Origin of the sequence: Shinella sp. HY16, assembly GCF_028534175.1 — a bacterium.
Lineage (GTDB): Bacteria > Pseudomonadota > Alphaproteobacteria > Rhizobiales > Rhizobiaceae > Shinella.
In genome coordinates, this window is record NZ_JAHYXL010000002.1 from 491,641 (window position 1) to 507,497 (window position 15,857).

Below are 15,857 nucleotides of genomic sequence, written 5' to 3' on the forward strand. Positions count from 1 at the left end.
GGCCAACGCATTGGGAGCGTCCGCACAGAGAGCGGATCATGGGAGGAGAAGACATGACATACGAAAAGACGAAGGGTGGCGTGTGGACCAGGCGGCAGGCTCTCAAGGGCGCTGGCGCCATCGGCATGGGCCTTGCGCTGTCGGGGCTGGCTGCGCCTGCACTGCGCGCGCAGGAAAAACGCCCCATCCGCTTCCTGAACTGCGAGACGGGCAAGGATACGCTCGCCTTCTTCGCCAAGATGGCTGCGGAGTACCAGGAAAAGACCGGTGTCGAAGTCATCGTCGATTCGGTGCCGCTCGACGAGGCGTTCACGAAGATCACCAACGGCATCCGATCCGGCACGCCCTATGACGTCGCCAATGTCGGCTTCATCGGGCAGGTTCTTCTCCTGGCTGAAGAGGAGCAGATCGTGCCGCTGAACGAGCTCACCGACGAGTTCAAATGGGGCAACAACATCCTCTTCCCCATCGACGGCAAGGTCTACTGGTATCCCTTCGACTACAACCTCGCGCTCGTCTACTACCGCAAGGACCTCTACGAGGCGAAGGGCCTCTCGGTACCGAAGACCTGGGACGCCTTTGCCGGCAATTGCGAGGCGCTGGTGGAGGGTCGCCAGAAGGGATGCCTCTTCCCGATCGGCTCCAACGGCGCCGCCAACTGGATGTCGTTCGCTTTCCTGTGGGCTGAGGGCGTCAAGCTCTTCGACGACCAGTGGAACGTCATCATCGACAATGACGAGATGAAGCCGAAAGCCGCCGCCTATCTCGACTTCATGGCGCGGCTCTACGCCACCATGCCGCCCGGCGCGCTCCAGGCCGGCTATTCGGACGTCCTGTCGAACCTCGTCGCCGGCACGGTGGCGCATGGCGCCTATGCGGGCCGCGTCTACGAGGCGGCGGCGCGGGACAATCCCGACATGGGCGGGCGTCTCGGCATCATGCCCTACATGGATAGCGCCGGAAAGCAGACGGCAGTCAGCCACGGCTATGACGGCTGGGTCGTACTGAAGACGGACAATACCGGCAATGCCATGGAATTCATGCGCTGGCTGACGACCGACCGCATGGTCGACTTCCTGCACACGGCCCCGGTGCACTTCCAGCCGGCCCGGCTCGACATCTACGATGACCAGCGCTGGCGTGACAATGCACTGATCAAGCAGTTCAGTGCGGAGATCGACCAGATGCGCAACCTGGTCACCGACGGATCGGTCATCCTGACTTCGATCGACACGCAGGGACCCAGGCCGGACGTCAGGCCGGGCAAGGTGTTCGAATCCTTCGTCATGCCGGAAATGCTGCAGAACAAGATCCTGCGCGGAATGGACTCAGCCGAAGCCGTAGCGCAGGCCGCAGCCAAGATGCGCGACGTCATCAAGTGACGAGACGCCAGGGGAGGGTGCGCTCCTCCCCTGGCCCGTTCCCACAGGAGTTTTCGAATGACCCGCTGGCTGCTGCCTGGCTTTCTCGGCATCGGGGTCCTTGCGACCCTCTTGTTGATCGTCGGCCCCGCGTTTTACGCGGTATCCCTCAGCTTCTACGACATGCCGTCGCTGACGGCCGATCCGGTCTGGGTCGGCTTCGCAAAATACGGCGAGGTTCTGGCGAGCGCCGCGTTCTGGAACGCGCTGTGGAACGGCATCGTCTATGCCGGGCTTGCGATCGTGCTGCAGGTGGTTCTCGGCATCGGTTTCGCGCTGCTCTTGAACCAGAATTTCATCGGTCGCTCGCTTCTGCGGGGGCTTGCCTTCCTGCCCTATCTGTTGCCGACGGTCGTCGCGGTGCTGGTATTCAAGTGGATGGTGGACGGCTCGCTCGGTATCGTGACGATCCTGATGGACGACTGGGGCCTGCCGCCGATCTATTGGTTCGAAACGGAAACGGCCTCGATGGTCTCCGTCATCCTGATCTCGGTCTGGCTGTGGACGCCCTTCGTCACCACGACCTTCCTTGCCGGCCTGCAGACGGTGCCGACCCAGCTCTACGAGGCGGCGCGCGTCGATGGCGCCGGACCTATCCGGCAGTTCTTCCACGTCACGCTGCCCTCGCTGCGGCCGATCCTGACGGTCATCATCCTCCTGCGCGGCGTTTGGATGTTCAACAAATTCGACGTCGTCTGGCTGGCGACGGGCGGCGGGCCGTTGGGGGCCACAGAGCATCTGCCGGTCCTGTCCTATCGGGAGGCCTTCGCACTCTATGATATTGGGAGCGGGGCAGCCATCGCGACGCTTTCCTTCTTCGTCCTCATGGTCGCCGTGGCGATCTACTTCCGCGTATTCCCGATGGAGCAAGGCAAATGAGCGGGCAAATCCGACCCCGGCGGATCGCCGGCCGTGTGGGGCTCTACTTCGCGGCGATCGTTCTCGCGGTCTACAGCGCCTTCCCGATCTACTGGATGATCGTCTCCTCCCTGCGCCCCACGCAGGAAATGCTGATGAACCCGTCGCTGGTGCCGCAGCGCTGGACGCTGGAATACTATACCAGCCTCCTGGCGCAGACCGACTATCCGCGGCAATTCCTCAACAGTCTGATCGTTGCCGTGACCACGGTGGCACTGACGATGGTCCTGTCCGTGATGATCGCCTACGGCGTCACGCGCCAGCGCATCCGCGGCAAACAGATGATCATCGCCGGCATGCTCTATGCCTACATGTTCCCGCCGCTGCTGCTTGCCATTCCGCTCTATTCGATGTTCTCGCTGATCGGGCTCAACGATACCTTGCTCTCGCTGGTCATCTCGCACCTGACGATCACCATGCCGCTCGGGGTCTGGTTCCTCTGGGGTTTCTTCAAGACGATGCCCTTCGAACTGGAGGAAGCGGCGATGGTCGATGGCTGCACCCGGCTCGGCGCGTTTCTGCGGGTGGTGCTGCCGCTCTCGGTTCCCGGCCTCGTGACGGTCGCGATCTTCGCCTTCCTGCTCTCATGGACGGACTATACCTTCGCACTTGTCATGATCGGCTCGGACGCCAACAAGACCGTGCCGCTGGGCCTTGCCTCGATGATTGGCGCCTTCGATCTGCGCTGGGGCGACGTCATGGCCGGCTCGACGCTGATCGCCCTGCCGCTCTTTGCCGCCTTCCTGGCGCTGTCGCGCTACTTTGTACAAGGCCTGACGGCCGGCGCCGTGAAAGGATGATGCCGTGACCATGCGTATTTTGGGCGCGCCGCTGCGCTACGTGCAGGGGCCGGGCGCCATCGACCGGCTGGCGCAGGAGGTGGCGATCGTCGGGGGTGGCCCGGTGGCCGTGGTCATCGATCCGGTTGCACGCAGCCTTCTCGGTGAACGCATAATCCGCCAGCTGCCCGGTGCCCGCCTCATGGAGTTCGGCGGTGAATGCACCGCGGCGGAAATTATCGCACGCGCGGAGGAGGCGGGCGATGCCCGGCTCCTCATCGGAATCGGCGGCGGCAAGGCGATCGACACGGCAAAGGGGGCGGCGATCGAGCGCGACCTTCCGGTCGCTATCGTGCCGACGATCGCCTCCAACGACAGCCCGACCAGCCATATCGCCGTCGTCTACACGCCGGAACATGCCGTCGAGGGCGTGCGCCGCATGAAGACCAACCCCGTTCTGGTGCTGGTCGATACCGCCGTCATCGCCGGCGCGCCGCGCCGGTTCCTTGCCGCCGGCATCGGTGATGCGATGTCGAAGCCCTACGAGCTTGCGGGCGCGCTTGCCGGCGGCGGGCTCAATTTTTTCTCGGGCCGGCCGACGGAACTAACACAGGCGATCGTCTCGCGCGCTCAGGAGATCCTTCTGGCCGACAGCCAGGCCGCGATGGCGGCAGTCGAGCCCGACGCGGCTTTCGAGCGTGTCGTCGAGGCGGCGGTGCTTCTGAGCGGCCTGGCTTTTGAAAGCGGCGGCCTTTCAATCGCCCATGCCATGGTGCGCGGGCTTTCGATCATGCCGGCGCTGGGCGGCCTCCTGCATGGCGAAATGGTTGCGCTTGGAACACTGACCCAGCTTGCCGCCGGGCAGGGCAGCGCGGAGGAGATCTGCGCGCTTGCCGATTTCTTCCGCCGCATAGGCCTGCCCACCAGCTTCAAGGCATTCGGCATTACCGCGGAGGCCGATTTCCAGCGTATGGCGGAGGTCGCGCTGGCCGCGCCCTATGCCCCGAACTACTATCGAAAACTCGATGCCGGCGATCTCATGCGCGCGATGCGGAGCCTCGACGAAAGGAACTGACGATGGGAGAGACAAGAAACGTGGTGGTTACCGGCGGAGGGACCGGTATCGGGCTGGCGACCACCCATGTGCTTCTCGAGCGTGGCTGGCAGGTGACGGCTGCGGGGCTGGAGCGGGAGAACGGGTTTCCCGACGCAGCCCGCTTCGTCGATTGCGACGTCACCGATCCGGCCTCCCTTGCCCGTGTCTTCGAAGGGTTCGAAACGCTCGGCGGGCTCGTGACCTGCGCGGGAACCATCCAGTATGGCAAGGAGTGGGATCCGGCGGTCTTCGAGAAGGTCATGGCGGTGAACGTCACAGGCGTCCTTTCCTCGTGCACGGCGGCCCGTGACGCGCTCCAGCGCGGCAGCGGTTCGGTCGTCAACATCGCTTCGATGTGGAGCTGGTTCGGCAACCCCGTCGCGCCTGGCTATGGGACCAGCAAGGGGGCTGTCGCGGCGCTGACGCGCTCGCTGGCCGTGGCCTGGGGAGCAAGCGGCATCCGCGTCAATGCGGTGGCGCCGGGCTGGGTGGAGACACGCATTTCGGAAGGGGCGCGGGCGGATGCGGCACGGCGCGCCCGGATCGATGCCCGCATTCCCATCGGACGGTGGGCCGCCACGGTGGAGATCGCCCGGGTGGTGGCCTTCCTCCTGTCGGACGACGCGTCCTATGTCCACGGCGCCATCGTGCCCGTCGACGGCGGCTATCTGGCGGCCTGATCCGATGCAGTCGTTTGAATTCAACACCGTTCCGAGCCTTACCGTCGAATGGGGCGGGGCGGCCCGCCTCGGAGAGAGGCTGGGCGCCTGGTTTGCCGAGCGCAACCTCTTGCTCGTCACGGATGCCGGCCTCACGGCCTCGGGCGTGCTGGACGCCGCGGCTGCCTCACTCCGGGCGAACGGCTTTGCCGTGACCCTGTTTGGCGCCGTCGTTGCCGACCCGCCCGAAAGCGTCCTTCTCGATTGCGTCGCACGCGCCAGGGCAGCGCATGTCGACATCGTGCTCGGCTTCGGCGGTGGCTCGTCCATGGACGTGGCAAAGCTGGCCGCCGTTCTCATCCGTTCCGGGCAAAGCCTTGCGAGCCTCTACGGCATCGGCAACGTCGAGGGCGGGCGTCTGCCGCTCGTGCAGGTTCCGACCACGGCCGGCACGGGATCGGAGGTGACAAACATCACGATCCTGACCACCGGCGAGACAACGAAGATGGGCGTGGTCGCCGACCAGCTCTATGCCGACCGGGTCCTGCTCGACGGGGCGCTTACCTGCGGTTTGCCGCCATTGCACACCGCTGCGACTGGCATCGATGCCATGGTGCATGCGATCGAAGCCTATACCTCCCGGCACAAGAAGAACCCCATATCCGACCTTCTGGCCTGCGAGGCGCTGCGGCTTCTCTCCACCCATCTGGTTGCCGCATGCCACAACGGCAGCGATCGCACGGGGCGGGAGGCCATGCTTCTGGGCGCGACGCTGGCTGGGCAAGCTTTTGCGAATGCACCGGTGGCGGCAGTCCATGCACTGGCCTATCCTCTGGGTGGCCGCTGTCACATTCCCCACGGCCTTGCCAACGCGCTGATGCTCGGGCCCGTACTCGATTTCAACCTGAAGGCAGCGGCGCCACTTTATGCGCGGCTGGCCGTGCCTGTGGGGGCGGATCTTACGGGCGCTGACAGTGAGATGGACCGCGCCCGTTGCTTTCTCGGTCGAATGCTCGGCCTCATGGATGCTTCCGGCGTACCGCGCCGGCTGCGGGATGCTGGGGTGGCGGAAGACATGCTCCCAACACTTGCTGCAGACGCGATGCGGCAGACCCGACTTCTCGCTAACAATCCGGCACCATTGAATGAAGCGGATGCGTTGGTACTGTATCGGACTGCGTATTAGGCGTAGTGACGACTTGGCCGGTACCGTCATGCGGATGGGCTTCCCGCGAATGATCCCTTGCAGGTTCATCGATCCCGTCAGCCGAGCGATAGTGCACCGGGCGATATCAAAGCCCGTACTGTCGATTGTCAGCAGATTTTGAGCTGGATTCTTGTTTTGCTGCAATTCACCATGAAGCTAAGTATCGAATTTTGCTAAACATTTTTGGAAGGTGCAAAGTGGAGCCGTGCCAAATGGAAGCCGGATCAAACCCTGCCGGAAATCAACAGTGGGGTTTGTCAGAATGGCCGATCGGATAGCTTCCGGTAACGCAACCGGTTTACTCGAATGTGCAGCTCTCAATCTTCGAACACTGCGATTGAAGCCCCGCGGCGATTGCAGCGACACTCTGGGTGAAGCGCTCCCGGTTCGCGCGTTGGAAAATGAACTCAAGGTGATCATTGAAGTAAGATGCCATCGGCCCCTTCCACTCTGGGTCTGATTCAATCATCTGCTCGGCAGTGTAGAACAAATAGTCCACGTAACCCTCGTAGGCGATGCGCTGGTTTTCGTCCTTCATCGCGCAGTAGCGACCACTGGCCAGCTCCGGCTTCTGAACCGTCAGGCTCAGGAATTCACGGTATATTTCCCGCGCGGTCTGGTCGCGCTGGATAATATCTGCAGAACGGATCTGAAGCGGGACAACGATCAGCGCGACCAGTGCCGCAAGGGCTGTTGCAATTGCTCCGACTGCGCTGATCTTCTCGAAGTTCCGCTCCAACCATTCTCCCATTTTTCTGCCTCCCTGTTCCCTGCTGGAGGCGAACATTAGTATGTTCAAATGGTTTGTCATTGGAAAATCCGGACGATGCCCTACCTTGACCTTTCAACACTGGGGAATACCGGATGAGCCGTATCGATATGAGAACCGTTTTCGCAATGGTCCTTGTCGCGAGCGTCTGTATGCCTTCGGTGATTTGGGCGGCGCCGGTGGTCGTGACCAATGCCAAGATCCATACCGTGAACCCCAGCAGGGCGTCCGCCCAGGCGATCGCCGTAGATGACAACGGTGTCATTCTCGCAGTCGGAACCGAGGAGGAGGCGTTGGCGGCTGCCGGAAAGCAGGCCAGGGTCGTTGATCTGCGCGGAATGTCGGTGCTGCCGGGGTTTCAGGATGCCCACATGCACTTGATCGAAGCCGGGGTAAACGAAATCCTCTGCTCGTTCGAGCCATTCGATACGCTCGGAAACACTCTGGCCACGGTCGAGGACTGTATGGCCTCGAGCAAGAAGGATTGGGTGCTCGGGTCGGGTGTGAGCATGACAAATCTGCTTGATCAGGATGACAACCCTATTGCCCTGCTTGACGAAATATCACCGGACAGGCCGGTTCTGATCCTTGACGACATCGGGCATGGGGCCTGGGCAAACTCTGCCGCGATGCGTGCTGCGGGCTATGATGTGACGGATGTGAATCCGTCCGGTGGCATCATCTTGCGCAACAAAAAAACGGGCAAGCCGAATGGGATCGTTCTGGAAAACGCCCAGCAGCGGCTACGCAACCTGGCCTTTCCCGCGACCGCGGAGAATATTGAGTTTGCCTATGAAAGCCTGCTGCCAACGTTGGAAACACTGGCAGAAAACGGGATCACGTCGGTCAGCGATGCGGGTGGTTTCTGGCCTCAGGGCCATGTCGAGGTTTGGCGGAAGGCCGTGGCGCAGGACACCCTGACTGTGCGTGCGTCGAACGCCCTCTATATATACCCGGATCTGGCTTTTGACGAGCAGATGGCCGCGCTTCGCAAGCTCTATTCCAACGACGCAAGTAGCTTACTGCGGTTCAATCAGGCGAAAATCTACGTTGACGGCATTCTCGAACAACGTACCGGGTCAGTGATGCAGCCCTACAGGAAAGGTGCGGGCATTGACCACGGCTTCGATAGTGGCTTTCTGTATTTTGATGTTTCTACCTTGAACCGCTACTCCAGCGCGCTGTCGAAAGCGGGCTTTCAATTGCACTTCCATGTCACCGGCGACCGCGGTGCACGCCTCGCCCTTGATGCGATCGAACAATCTGACCCACAGCCGGGCCCGCATCGCCTTACACATCTCTATCTCGTTGACAAAGCCGACTACGGCAGGTTCAAGCAGTTGGGCGTTGTCGCTGATTTCCAACTTGCTCCCAGCTCGATCGACGCTGAGTACATTCAATTCATCCGCGGCTTCATCGGCCAGCGCGCAGAGCATCTGATGCCGGCACGCGCACTAGCGGCATCGGGCGCTGAGGTGGTGATGAGCAGTGACTTCGACGCCGACGAACTGTCGCCCCTCATCAAGATCCAGGCTGCAGTCATGCGAAAGGACAACGGAGCTGCGGACGTTGCCACCGCTATTGAATGGATGACAATCAACCCCGCGCGATTGCTGCGCCAGGACAAGACCACCGGATCGCTGGAGGTCGGTAAACTGGCCGACCTGGTCGTGATCGACCGCGATATCCTTTCTATCCCGATCAGAGAGATTGCGAAGGCGAAAGTCATGGCAACGCTTTTACAGGGTCGGCCAGTCTACGATCCGGAGAGGTTGTTTAAAGAGTAGGCGGATCCTCCTTTCATCCGGCTCCTTGGTCTTGCTTGGGGATGTAGGGCTGTTGGCTTTATCCGAAACGGTTGGGTGATGCCGGTTTTCCGCCACGAAGGAGTGTCCGCATTTTATTGCACAGCATCCGATTGATACGATCGATAAACAACCCAGGGGCAATCACTCGGCGTCATTCACTGCCTGCCTCTGCTGTCACGTCTTAATGCTTTGCACAGCCGCCCGGTGAAACCTCGGCGGACCAGCCGCCTTCAGATCAGGATTCTGGCGCGCTTTGCAGGAAGTCGAAGTCGCAGCCCTCGTCCGCCTGCAGCACGTGATCGCGGTAGAGCATGTCGTAGCCGCGGGGCGCAGGGCGTTTCTCGATTTGATGTTCGGCTTGCCGCGTTTCCAGTTCCTCATCGGAGACGAGGAGACGGATTGCGTGGTCTTTGACGCTGAGCGCAATCCTGTCGCCGTTGCGGATGAAGCCGATCGGGCCGCCGGAGGCGGCGTCCGGGGCAACGTGGAGCACGATGGTGCCGTAGGCGGTGCCGCTCATGCGGGCGTCGGAGATGCGGACCATGTCCTTGACGCCGGCGCGCGCGAGCTTGGCGGGGATCGGGATGTAGCCTGCCTCCGGCATGGCGGCATCGCTGAGCGGGCCGGCATTCTGGAGGACGAGGAAGTCGTCCGCCGTCACGTCGAGGTCGGGATCGTCGATACGGTTGGCAAGATCCTGCAGCGAGGTGAAGACGACGGCGCGGCCGGTCTTCTCGAAGAGATTTGGGTCGGCGGCCGAGCGCTTGATGATGGCGCCGCGCGGGGCCATGTTGCCGAAGACGGCGAGCAGGCCGCCATTCTCGCGAATGGGATCGTCGACGGATTTGACGACAGTCCGGTCGACCCAGGGATCGACCGCCGCGATGCGGTCGCCGATGGTCTCGCCGGTGATCGTCTCGCAGTCGAGATGGAGGAGATGCTTCAGTTCGCGCATGACGGCGGGGACGCCGCCGGCGGCGTGCAGGTCCTCCATATAGGCGCTCCCGGTCGGCTTGAGGTCAACGAGCACCGGTGTCGTGTCGCTGATTTCGTTCATGCGTCGCAGATCGATCTTCAACCCGAGGCGGCCGGCGATGGCGGCGAGATGGATGATGGCGTTGGTCGAGCCGCCGATCGCCATCAGGATGCGCATGCCGTTTTCCAGCGCCTTTTCCGTGATGATCGTCTTCGGCGTCTTGTCCGAGCCGATCAGCGAGACGGCGATGCGGCCGGTTTCCTCCGCCATGCGCAAGCGATCTGCGTCAACCGCAGGGATCGCTGCGGAATTTGCGGGCATCATGCCGATGGCTTCGGCAAGCGAGGCCATGGTGCTGGCGGTTCCCATCACCGCGCAGGTGCCGCTGGTCGAGGCGAGGCGTTTTTCGACTTCATCGATACCCTGGTCGTCGACATCGCCCGCGCGATAGCGCTGCCAGAAGCGGCGGCAGTCGGTGCAGGCGCCGAGGCGTTCGCCACGATGCCGGCTGGTCGACATGGGACCGGCGACGAGCTGGATCGAGGGGAGGCCTGCGGAGGCCGCGCCCATCAGCTGGGCAGGGACAGTCTTGTCGCAGCCGCCGAGCAGCACCACCGAGTCCATCGGTTGGGCGCGGGTCATCTCCTCGACGTCCATGGACATGAGGTTGCGGAACTTGAGGCTCGTGGGGCTGAGGAAGACTTCTCCGAGCGAGATGGTCGGAAATTCGACGGGCAGGGCGCCAGCGGCGAGGACGCCGCGCTTCACCGCCTCGATCATCTCGGGAAAATGCCGGTGACAGTTGTTGAAGCCACTCGCCGAGTGGGCGATGCCGACAATGGGCCGGTCGAGCATCTGGCGGCTGTAGCCCATCGAGCTGGCGAAGGAGCGGCGCAGATAGAGGCTGAATCCCCGGTCGCCGTAGTTGGTCAGGCCGCGCGAAAAACCCTTTTCCTTGTCGGAATTGTTGTCGTCACACATGGTATTCTCCTTATGCGAGCCGCGTCTTGATGTATTTGGCCTCGAGATAGTCGAAGATCCCGAGCTGGCCGCCCTCGCGGCCCATGCCGCTTTCCTTGATGCCGCCGAAGGGGATTTCGGCTGCGGCAAGCAGCATGTCGTTGATCCCGACCATGCCGACTTCGAGCGCTTCCGCCGCCCTGTTTGCGCCGTCGAGCGAGCGCGAGAAGACGTAGCCGGCAAGGCCGAAGGGCACATCGTTGGCACGCCTGATGGCGTCGTCCAAACCCGAGAAGCGGGCGACCGGAGCGACGGGGCCGAACGGCTCTTCCGTCATGATCGAGGCGTCGTCCGGCACATTGCCGAGAACCGTCGGGCGATAGAAGAAGCCGCGATTGCGGTCGGCGGGGATCTCGCCGCCGGCCAATAGGGTTGCTCCCTTGCTCAGGGCGTCGGCGACCATGCCGGCGATGCGCTCTCGGCCGCGGGCATTTGCCATAGGTCCCATCTCAACGCCGTCGTCGCTGCCCCGACCGATCCTGAGATTGTTGGCAAGGTTCGCCATGGTCCGGGCGAAGGGTTCGTAAATGGAATCGTGCACATAGAACCGGCTCGGCGAGATGCAGACCTGGCCGGCATTGCGAAACTTCGCCCGGGCGCAGGCCGTCGCGGCCGCGACCGGATCGGCATCGGCAAGCACCAGAACCGGTGCATGGCCTCCGAGTTCCATCGACACCTTCTTCACCGTGTCGGCGCACTGCTTGAGGATCAGCTTGCCGACGGGCACGGAGCCGGTGAGCGAGACCTTGCGGATCACCGGCGAGGCGATCAGGTAGGCGGAAATGTCGGAGGACTTGCCGCTGACCACGTTCAGCACGCCGGCGGGTAGGCCGGCCTTGATCGCCGCGGCAGCGATGTGGAAGGTGCTGGAGGGCGCTTCCTCCGAGGGCTTGATGACGACCGGGCAGCCGGCGGCGAGCGAGGCGGCAATCTTGCGCGCCGGCAGCAGGGCCGGGAAATTCCAGGCGGTGAAGGCGGCGACCGGGCCGACCGGATCGAAGCGCACATTGAGGCGCACATCGGGATCGCGTCCGTCGAGGACATGGCCGAAGATGCGGCGTGCCTCGTCGGCATACCAGTCGAACTGGTCGATGGCGGCGTTCCATTCGCCCGCGGCCTCCGCGATGGGCTTGCCGGTTTCGGCGGACATGTCGCGCGCGGCGCGGTCGGAAAGCGCGCGCATTTCCGTGGCGATGCGGCGGAGGAGACCGCTGCGCTCCCATCCGGAAACCTTGCCCCAGCGGGGAGCCTCGCGGGCGAGGGCGGCCAGAACCTCGTCGAGGTCGGCGGTGTCCGCCGAGGGCAGATGGCCGATGATCTCTTCATCGACGGGATCGATGACGGGGCGGGTCTGCCCGCGGCGCGCGGCGCGCCACTGACCGTCGATCAGCAGTCCGAATTGTTCATACATGGTCGTTCTCTCAGATCAGGGTGCGGGCATATTGGCGCTGGACGTCGTCGACCCAGTTGCCGACGTTCCATTGGCCATAGGCGCCGAGGCCGACGGCGGGGTCCTCGCCGAAATAGACGGGAACGTGCACAAGGCTGAGACCTGGCCAGACATGCGCCTCCTCAAGCGCGGCCATAAGGCTTGTCTCGTCCTCGCCGCCGGAGAGGGCGCGAACACCGCTCACCGCGCCGGCCAGCGCCACATAGTCGACGGCGACACCGTCATTGGTGCGGAAGTCGCGGCCGTATTGGGCGTGTTGCAGATGGCTGATGGCGGCCATGCGCCGGTTGTCCAGGAGCAGGATCGTGCCGTGCACGCCATGCTCGACACCGTCGATCAGCACCTGCGGGTTCATCATGAAGGAGCCGTCGCCGGTGAAGGCGATGCCGTAGCGGCCCTTGTCGGCGATGCCGGAGGCCAGCAGCGCGCTGACGGCAAAGCCCATATAGGACGCGCCGGTCTCGGTGAACGTTTCGAAGGGCGCCTGGTCCTCGACGATCTGGAAGCCATTTGCCTGTACGTCGCCGGCATCGAAGAATTTCAGCGCGCCGTGCCGGCGGCAGAAATCGGCGGCGAGCCGGATGACGCGCGGCTGGGTGAGTACCGGCTTTTGCCAGACCATATCAAAGAGCGGCGGCGAGCCTGCCTGTCGGGTGAGGAAGCCGTCCCATTCGGCGCGCTTGGCGCGGCCCGCGTCCAGCCATGCCGTCTTGCGTGGATCGGGTTTGTCGCCTGCCAGCATCCCGGCCAGCCGGCCGGCGACGACGGAGGCATCGCCCGTAAGCGCGATCGTGTTGTTGTAGTGCTGCACGTCGATGGGGTCGGCATTGATGTTGACGACATGGCGCACCTTCGGCCAGCCGATGCCGGAGCAATCCGCCTGGCAGACGGCGCGGCTGCCGATGACGACGAGGAGTTCGGCTTCCTCCATCGCCCAGTTGCCGCTGATCGATCCCTTGGAGCCGCCGACGCACATGTTCTGTGGATGATTGGCCGGCAGGACGCCGCTGGCGCCGGGGCTGGAGACGACGAGCGCGCCCGCTGCCTCAGTGAGCTTCCGCACGGCATCCGCGGCCGTGCGGCTGCCGCCGCCGAGCTTGATCGCGACCTTGCCCGCCGCGCGAATGGCATCCGCCGCGGCCCGCAGCGGGCTGTCGTCGGCGGGGGCAAGCGCAGGGAAGACTGGCCGGTCAGGCAGGGCGTCGAGGCGCAGCGTCACCGGGGCGGGCTGTGTGTTGAGCGGCAGGTTCATGTAGAAGGGGCCGGGGCGCCACGGGTGGAAAACGCAGGTTGCGCCTTTGCGCAGTCCATCCCGCAGCGCGCCCGGAGTATGCAGCGTATAGGCGCTTCCCATAAGGGAGGTGATTTGGGCAAAAACGCCCTGTGCCGGTTTCGGCACCTGCTGCATATTGTAGCCTTCGCCCTGTGTCGTCTCGTCACCATAGAGGTGATAGAGGCCGACGCCGTTGGACGAGGCGGCAAGCGATGCGGCCATGGCCTGGAAGGCGCCCGGGCCGATCGAGGTGACGACGGCGCCGACCTCGCCATAGACCCAGGACAGCGCCGTGCCGGCATGGGCCATCTCCACCTCGTTGCGGAACTGCCAGCAGCGCACCAGACCCTCGGCCTCGTAGGTGTCGAGGACATCGGCGAGCGCGGTGCTGCCATGGCCGAAGATCGCGAGATATTTGGTGATGCCCTGACGCATCAGGCCGAGAACCAGCGCCTCGACCAGCGGCATCGTCACCGGTGCGCTGAGACGGTCCGCATCTATCGCGGCCTTCAGGCCGCCGGCGGTGCGCAGCCACGCGGCACGGTCGGCGGCGGTGTGCGTCGGACCATCGGGAAACGGAGGAAGCGTCATGCCGACCTCCCGTTCCGCAGATCTACAGGGCGGCCGATGCGCGCGGATTCCTCGGCGGCCAGCGCGAAACGCAGAATCTCGCGCGCCTGTCGCGGTGTCAGCACGGGGGCCGCGCCGGTTCCGATGGCGTCGATGTAGTGCCGGGTCGACAGGACAAAGCTCTGCTCCCACCCGGTCGGGATATCGTTGAATTCCGTCAGCTTGCCGTCGCTGTAGAGCACGACCGGCGGAACGTCGGCGAGGCGCCCGTGGCCGCCATTGATCCAGATGACACCCTTGGTGCCGGTGATTTCGACGCGGTCGTCCTGGGCGTAGTGTTTCGTCGCCAGTTCCATTTCGGGCGAATAGACGATTTCGAGATTGCCGATACGGTTGCCGGGGAAGCGGAAGGAGATCTGCGACTGGGCGTCGAAACGGATGCCGCCGGGGCCTTCGGTGTCGCCGATGAAGGCATGGACCTCATCCGGCTCGCCCATGAAGTGCCAGGCCAGCGCGAACTTGTGATGGCCGTCGTCGAAGACCAGCGGCCCGCCGCCGGCCTGATCCTGCTTCTGGCGCCAGGCATTGGCGGCGGCCGGCACGTCCCAGGCGGTGGCGCTGCGCGCCGGATTGGACTTGATGCGGATGGAGAGCGGCGTGCCGATCGCGCCCTGGTCGATAAGGTCGCGCGCCTTGAGGACCGGCGGATAGAAGATGAAGTTCTCGAAGATCTTGACCGGTCGGTCATAGGCTTCGGCGGCGGCAACGAGCTGGTCTGCCTCCTCAAGCGAGACGCACATCGGCTTCTGCAGCGAGATGATCTTGCCGGCGTCCATTGCCTTCAGCGCGGCGCCAAGATGCAGGTGATGCGGCAGGAGGATTTCCACCAGATCGACATCGGGCCGCGCAAGAATGGCATCGAGATCGGTTTCGATCGCGACATCCGCAAGTCCCCATTCCCCCGCCTTGGCCTCGGCCAGGGCTGAATCCCGGTCGCAAAGCGCGACGATGCGGCTTGCCGGATTCCGAAGATACTCGATCGCATGAAGATCGGAGATACGACCGGTGCCGACAATGGCGACCCTAATCGGGTTGGTGCTCATGCAATGGGCCTTTCTGTGATGCAGGTATGGAAACGGTTGTGACGATGTGGCCGAGCTCAGCGAGGCGCTCGTCGGTCACGCGAACGGAAGGGCCGGAAACGCCGACGGCGGCGATCATGCGACCCTGATTGTCGTAGATCGGGCGCGCGACGCAGCGGATGCCGGGCGCGAATTCCTCGTTGTCGATGGAGTAGCCGCGCGCACGGGTGCGGGCGATCTCGTCGTCGAGGGCGCGGCGTGTTGTCAGCGTGCGCGGCGTGAAGGAGGGGAAGGGGCCATCGACCTGCGCATCGCCGAAGGCGAGGAACGCCTTGCCGAGCGCCGTGCAATGAAGCGGTGCAAGAGCGCCGATGGGGTGGTCGACCTTCAGCGGCAGGGAGGAGTCGATCTTGTCGATATACCAGACGCGGCTGCCGACGAGCACGGCCATATGCGCGCATTCTCCGGTCTCGGCGACGAACCGTTCAAGTATCGGACGCCAGGCTTCTTTCACGGCGATGATATCTATGAGCGAATGGCCGATGGTCGCATGGCGCGTGATCTTGTCGGTCGGCTGGTAGCGGCGTGTCGAATCTTGCGTCGCATAGCCGGCGGCGACCAGGGTTTTCATGAGATGCGATGCATTCGACTTGTCCACGCCCAAGGCTTCGGCGACGTCGGTCAGCCGGGCGGGCTCGCGGCTTGCTGCGAGAAAGTCGAGGGCTTCGAGGCCGCGCGTGAGAGATTGCAAGAGGCGCATCGTTTAAAACTCCTTCGGGGTGCCGTCTATTTGCGTCATGCTAAACACAAGTACAGCATGTGGCAACTA

General features: G+C 63.6%; 13 protein-coding genes. 7 read left to right on the top strand and 6 right to left on the bottom strand.

All coding sequences use genetic code 11. The features are described from left to right. Positions 1–53 precede the first annotated feature (53 nt). The 6 genes from K0P03_RS22690 to K0P03_RS22715 are packed head-to-tail and all read left to right on the top strand — an operon-like array spanning position 54 to position 6,059. Complete coding sequence (locus K0P03_RS22690; protein WP_024271009.1) at positions 54–1,382, top strand: ABC transporter substrate-binding protein; 1,329 nt, start codon at positions 54–56, stop codon at positions 1,380–1,382. A 57-nt stretch (positions 1,383–1,439) separates the two neighbouring features. Next, entirely contained in the window at positions 1,440–2,300 is an 861-nt protein-coding gene (locus tag K0P03_RS22695; RefSeq protein WP_023515450.1) for a carbohydrate ABC transporter permease, read from the top strand. Next, a complete protein-coding gene (locus K0P03_RS22700; protein WP_024271010.1) occupies positions 2,297–3,139 on the top strand; it encodes a carbohydrate ABC transporter permease in 843 nt (280 codons plus the stop codon). The genes K0P03_RS22695 and K0P03_RS22700 overlap by 4 nt, the downstream gene beginning before the upstream one ends. Before the next feature lie 10 nt (positions 3,140–3,149). Beyond that, positions 3,150–4,193 carry a glycerol dehydrogenase gene (locus K0P03_RS22705; RefSeq protein ID WP_037408252.1) on the top strand — a complete coding sequence of 348 codons (1,044 nt, stop codon included), beginning with the start codon at positions 3,150–3,152 and terminating at the stop codon, positions 4,191–4,193. Positions 4,194–4,195: 2 nt separating this feature from the next. Then, on the top strand, positions 4,196–4,894 hold the full coding sequence (locus K0P03_RS22710) for an SDR family NAD(P)-dependent oxidoreductase (RefSeq protein WP_023513169.1): 699 nt from the start codon (positions 4,196–4,198) through the stop codon (positions 4,892–4,894). 4 nt (positions 4,895–4,898) lie between these two features. Next, entirely contained in the window at positions 4,899–6,059 is a 1,161-nt protein-coding gene (locus K0P03_RS22715) for an iron-containing alcohol dehydrogenase (protein WP_024271011.1), read from the top strand. Positions 6,060–6,378: 319 nt separating this feature from the next. Here K0P03_RS22715 and K0P03_RS22720 read toward each other — a convergent pair whose 3' ends face one another. Further along, positions 6,379–6,831 carry a hypothetical protein gene (locus tag K0P03_RS22720; RefSeq protein ID WP_023517596.1) on the bottom strand — a complete coding sequence of 151 codons (453 nt, stop codon included), beginning with the start codon at positions 6,829–6,831 and terminating at the stop codon, positions 6,379–6,381. Positions 6,832–6,944: 113 nt separating this feature from the next. On the opposite strand from K0P03_RS22720, the gene K0P03_RS22725 reads away from it, so the two are divergent. Continuing rightward, positions 6,945–8,636, top strand: coding sequence for an amidohydrolase (locus tag K0P03_RS22725; RefSeq protein WP_024271012.1), 1,692 nt, complete (start codon positions 6,945–6,947; stop codon positions 8,634–8,636). Positions 8,637–8,892: 256 nt separating this feature from the next. On the opposite strand, the gene K0P03_RS22730 is transcribed toward K0P03_RS22725, so the two are convergent. The 5 genes from K0P03_RS22730 to K0P03_RS22750 are packed head-to-tail and all read right to left on the bottom strand — an operon-like array spanning position 8,893 to position 15,788. Continuing rightward, positions 8,893–10,614 (bottom strand): dihydroxy-acid dehydratase, encoded by a 1,722-nt coding sequence (locus tag K0P03_RS22730; protein WP_023516941.1) that lies wholly within the window; start codon positions 10,612–10,614, stop codon positions 8,893–8,895. 10 nt (positions 10,615–10,624) lie between these two features. Continuing rightward, on the bottom strand, positions 10,625–12,064 hold the full coding sequence (locus K0P03_RS22735) for an NAD-dependent succinate-semialdehyde dehydrogenase (RefSeq protein WP_023516942.1): 1,440 nt from the start codon (positions 12,062–12,064) through the stop codon (positions 10,625–10,627). 10 nt (positions 12,065–12,074) lie between these two features. Then, positions 12,075–13,967 carry a thiamine pyrophosphate-dependent enzyme gene (locus tag K0P03_RS22740; protein ID WP_024271013.1) on the bottom strand — a complete coding sequence of 631 codons (1,893 nt, stop codon included), beginning with the start codon at positions 13,965–13,967 and terminating at the stop codon, positions 12,075–12,077. Continuing rightward, positions 13,964–15,049, bottom strand: coding sequence for a Gfo/Idh/MocA family protein (locus K0P03_RS22745; RefSeq protein ID WP_023516997.1), 1,086 nt, complete (start codon positions 15,047–15,049; stop codon positions 13,964–13,966). The genes K0P03_RS22740 and K0P03_RS22745 overlap by 4 nt, the downstream gene beginning before the upstream one ends. Next, complete coding sequence (locus K0P03_RS22750; RefSeq protein WP_023516996.1) at positions 15,030–15,788, bottom strand: IclR family transcriptional regulator; 759 nt, start codon at positions 15,786–15,788, stop codon at positions 15,030–15,032. Before K0P03_RS22750 ends, K0P03_RS22745 begins: the two co-directional genes overlap by 20 nt. Positions 15,789–15,857: the final 69 nt, after the last annotated feature.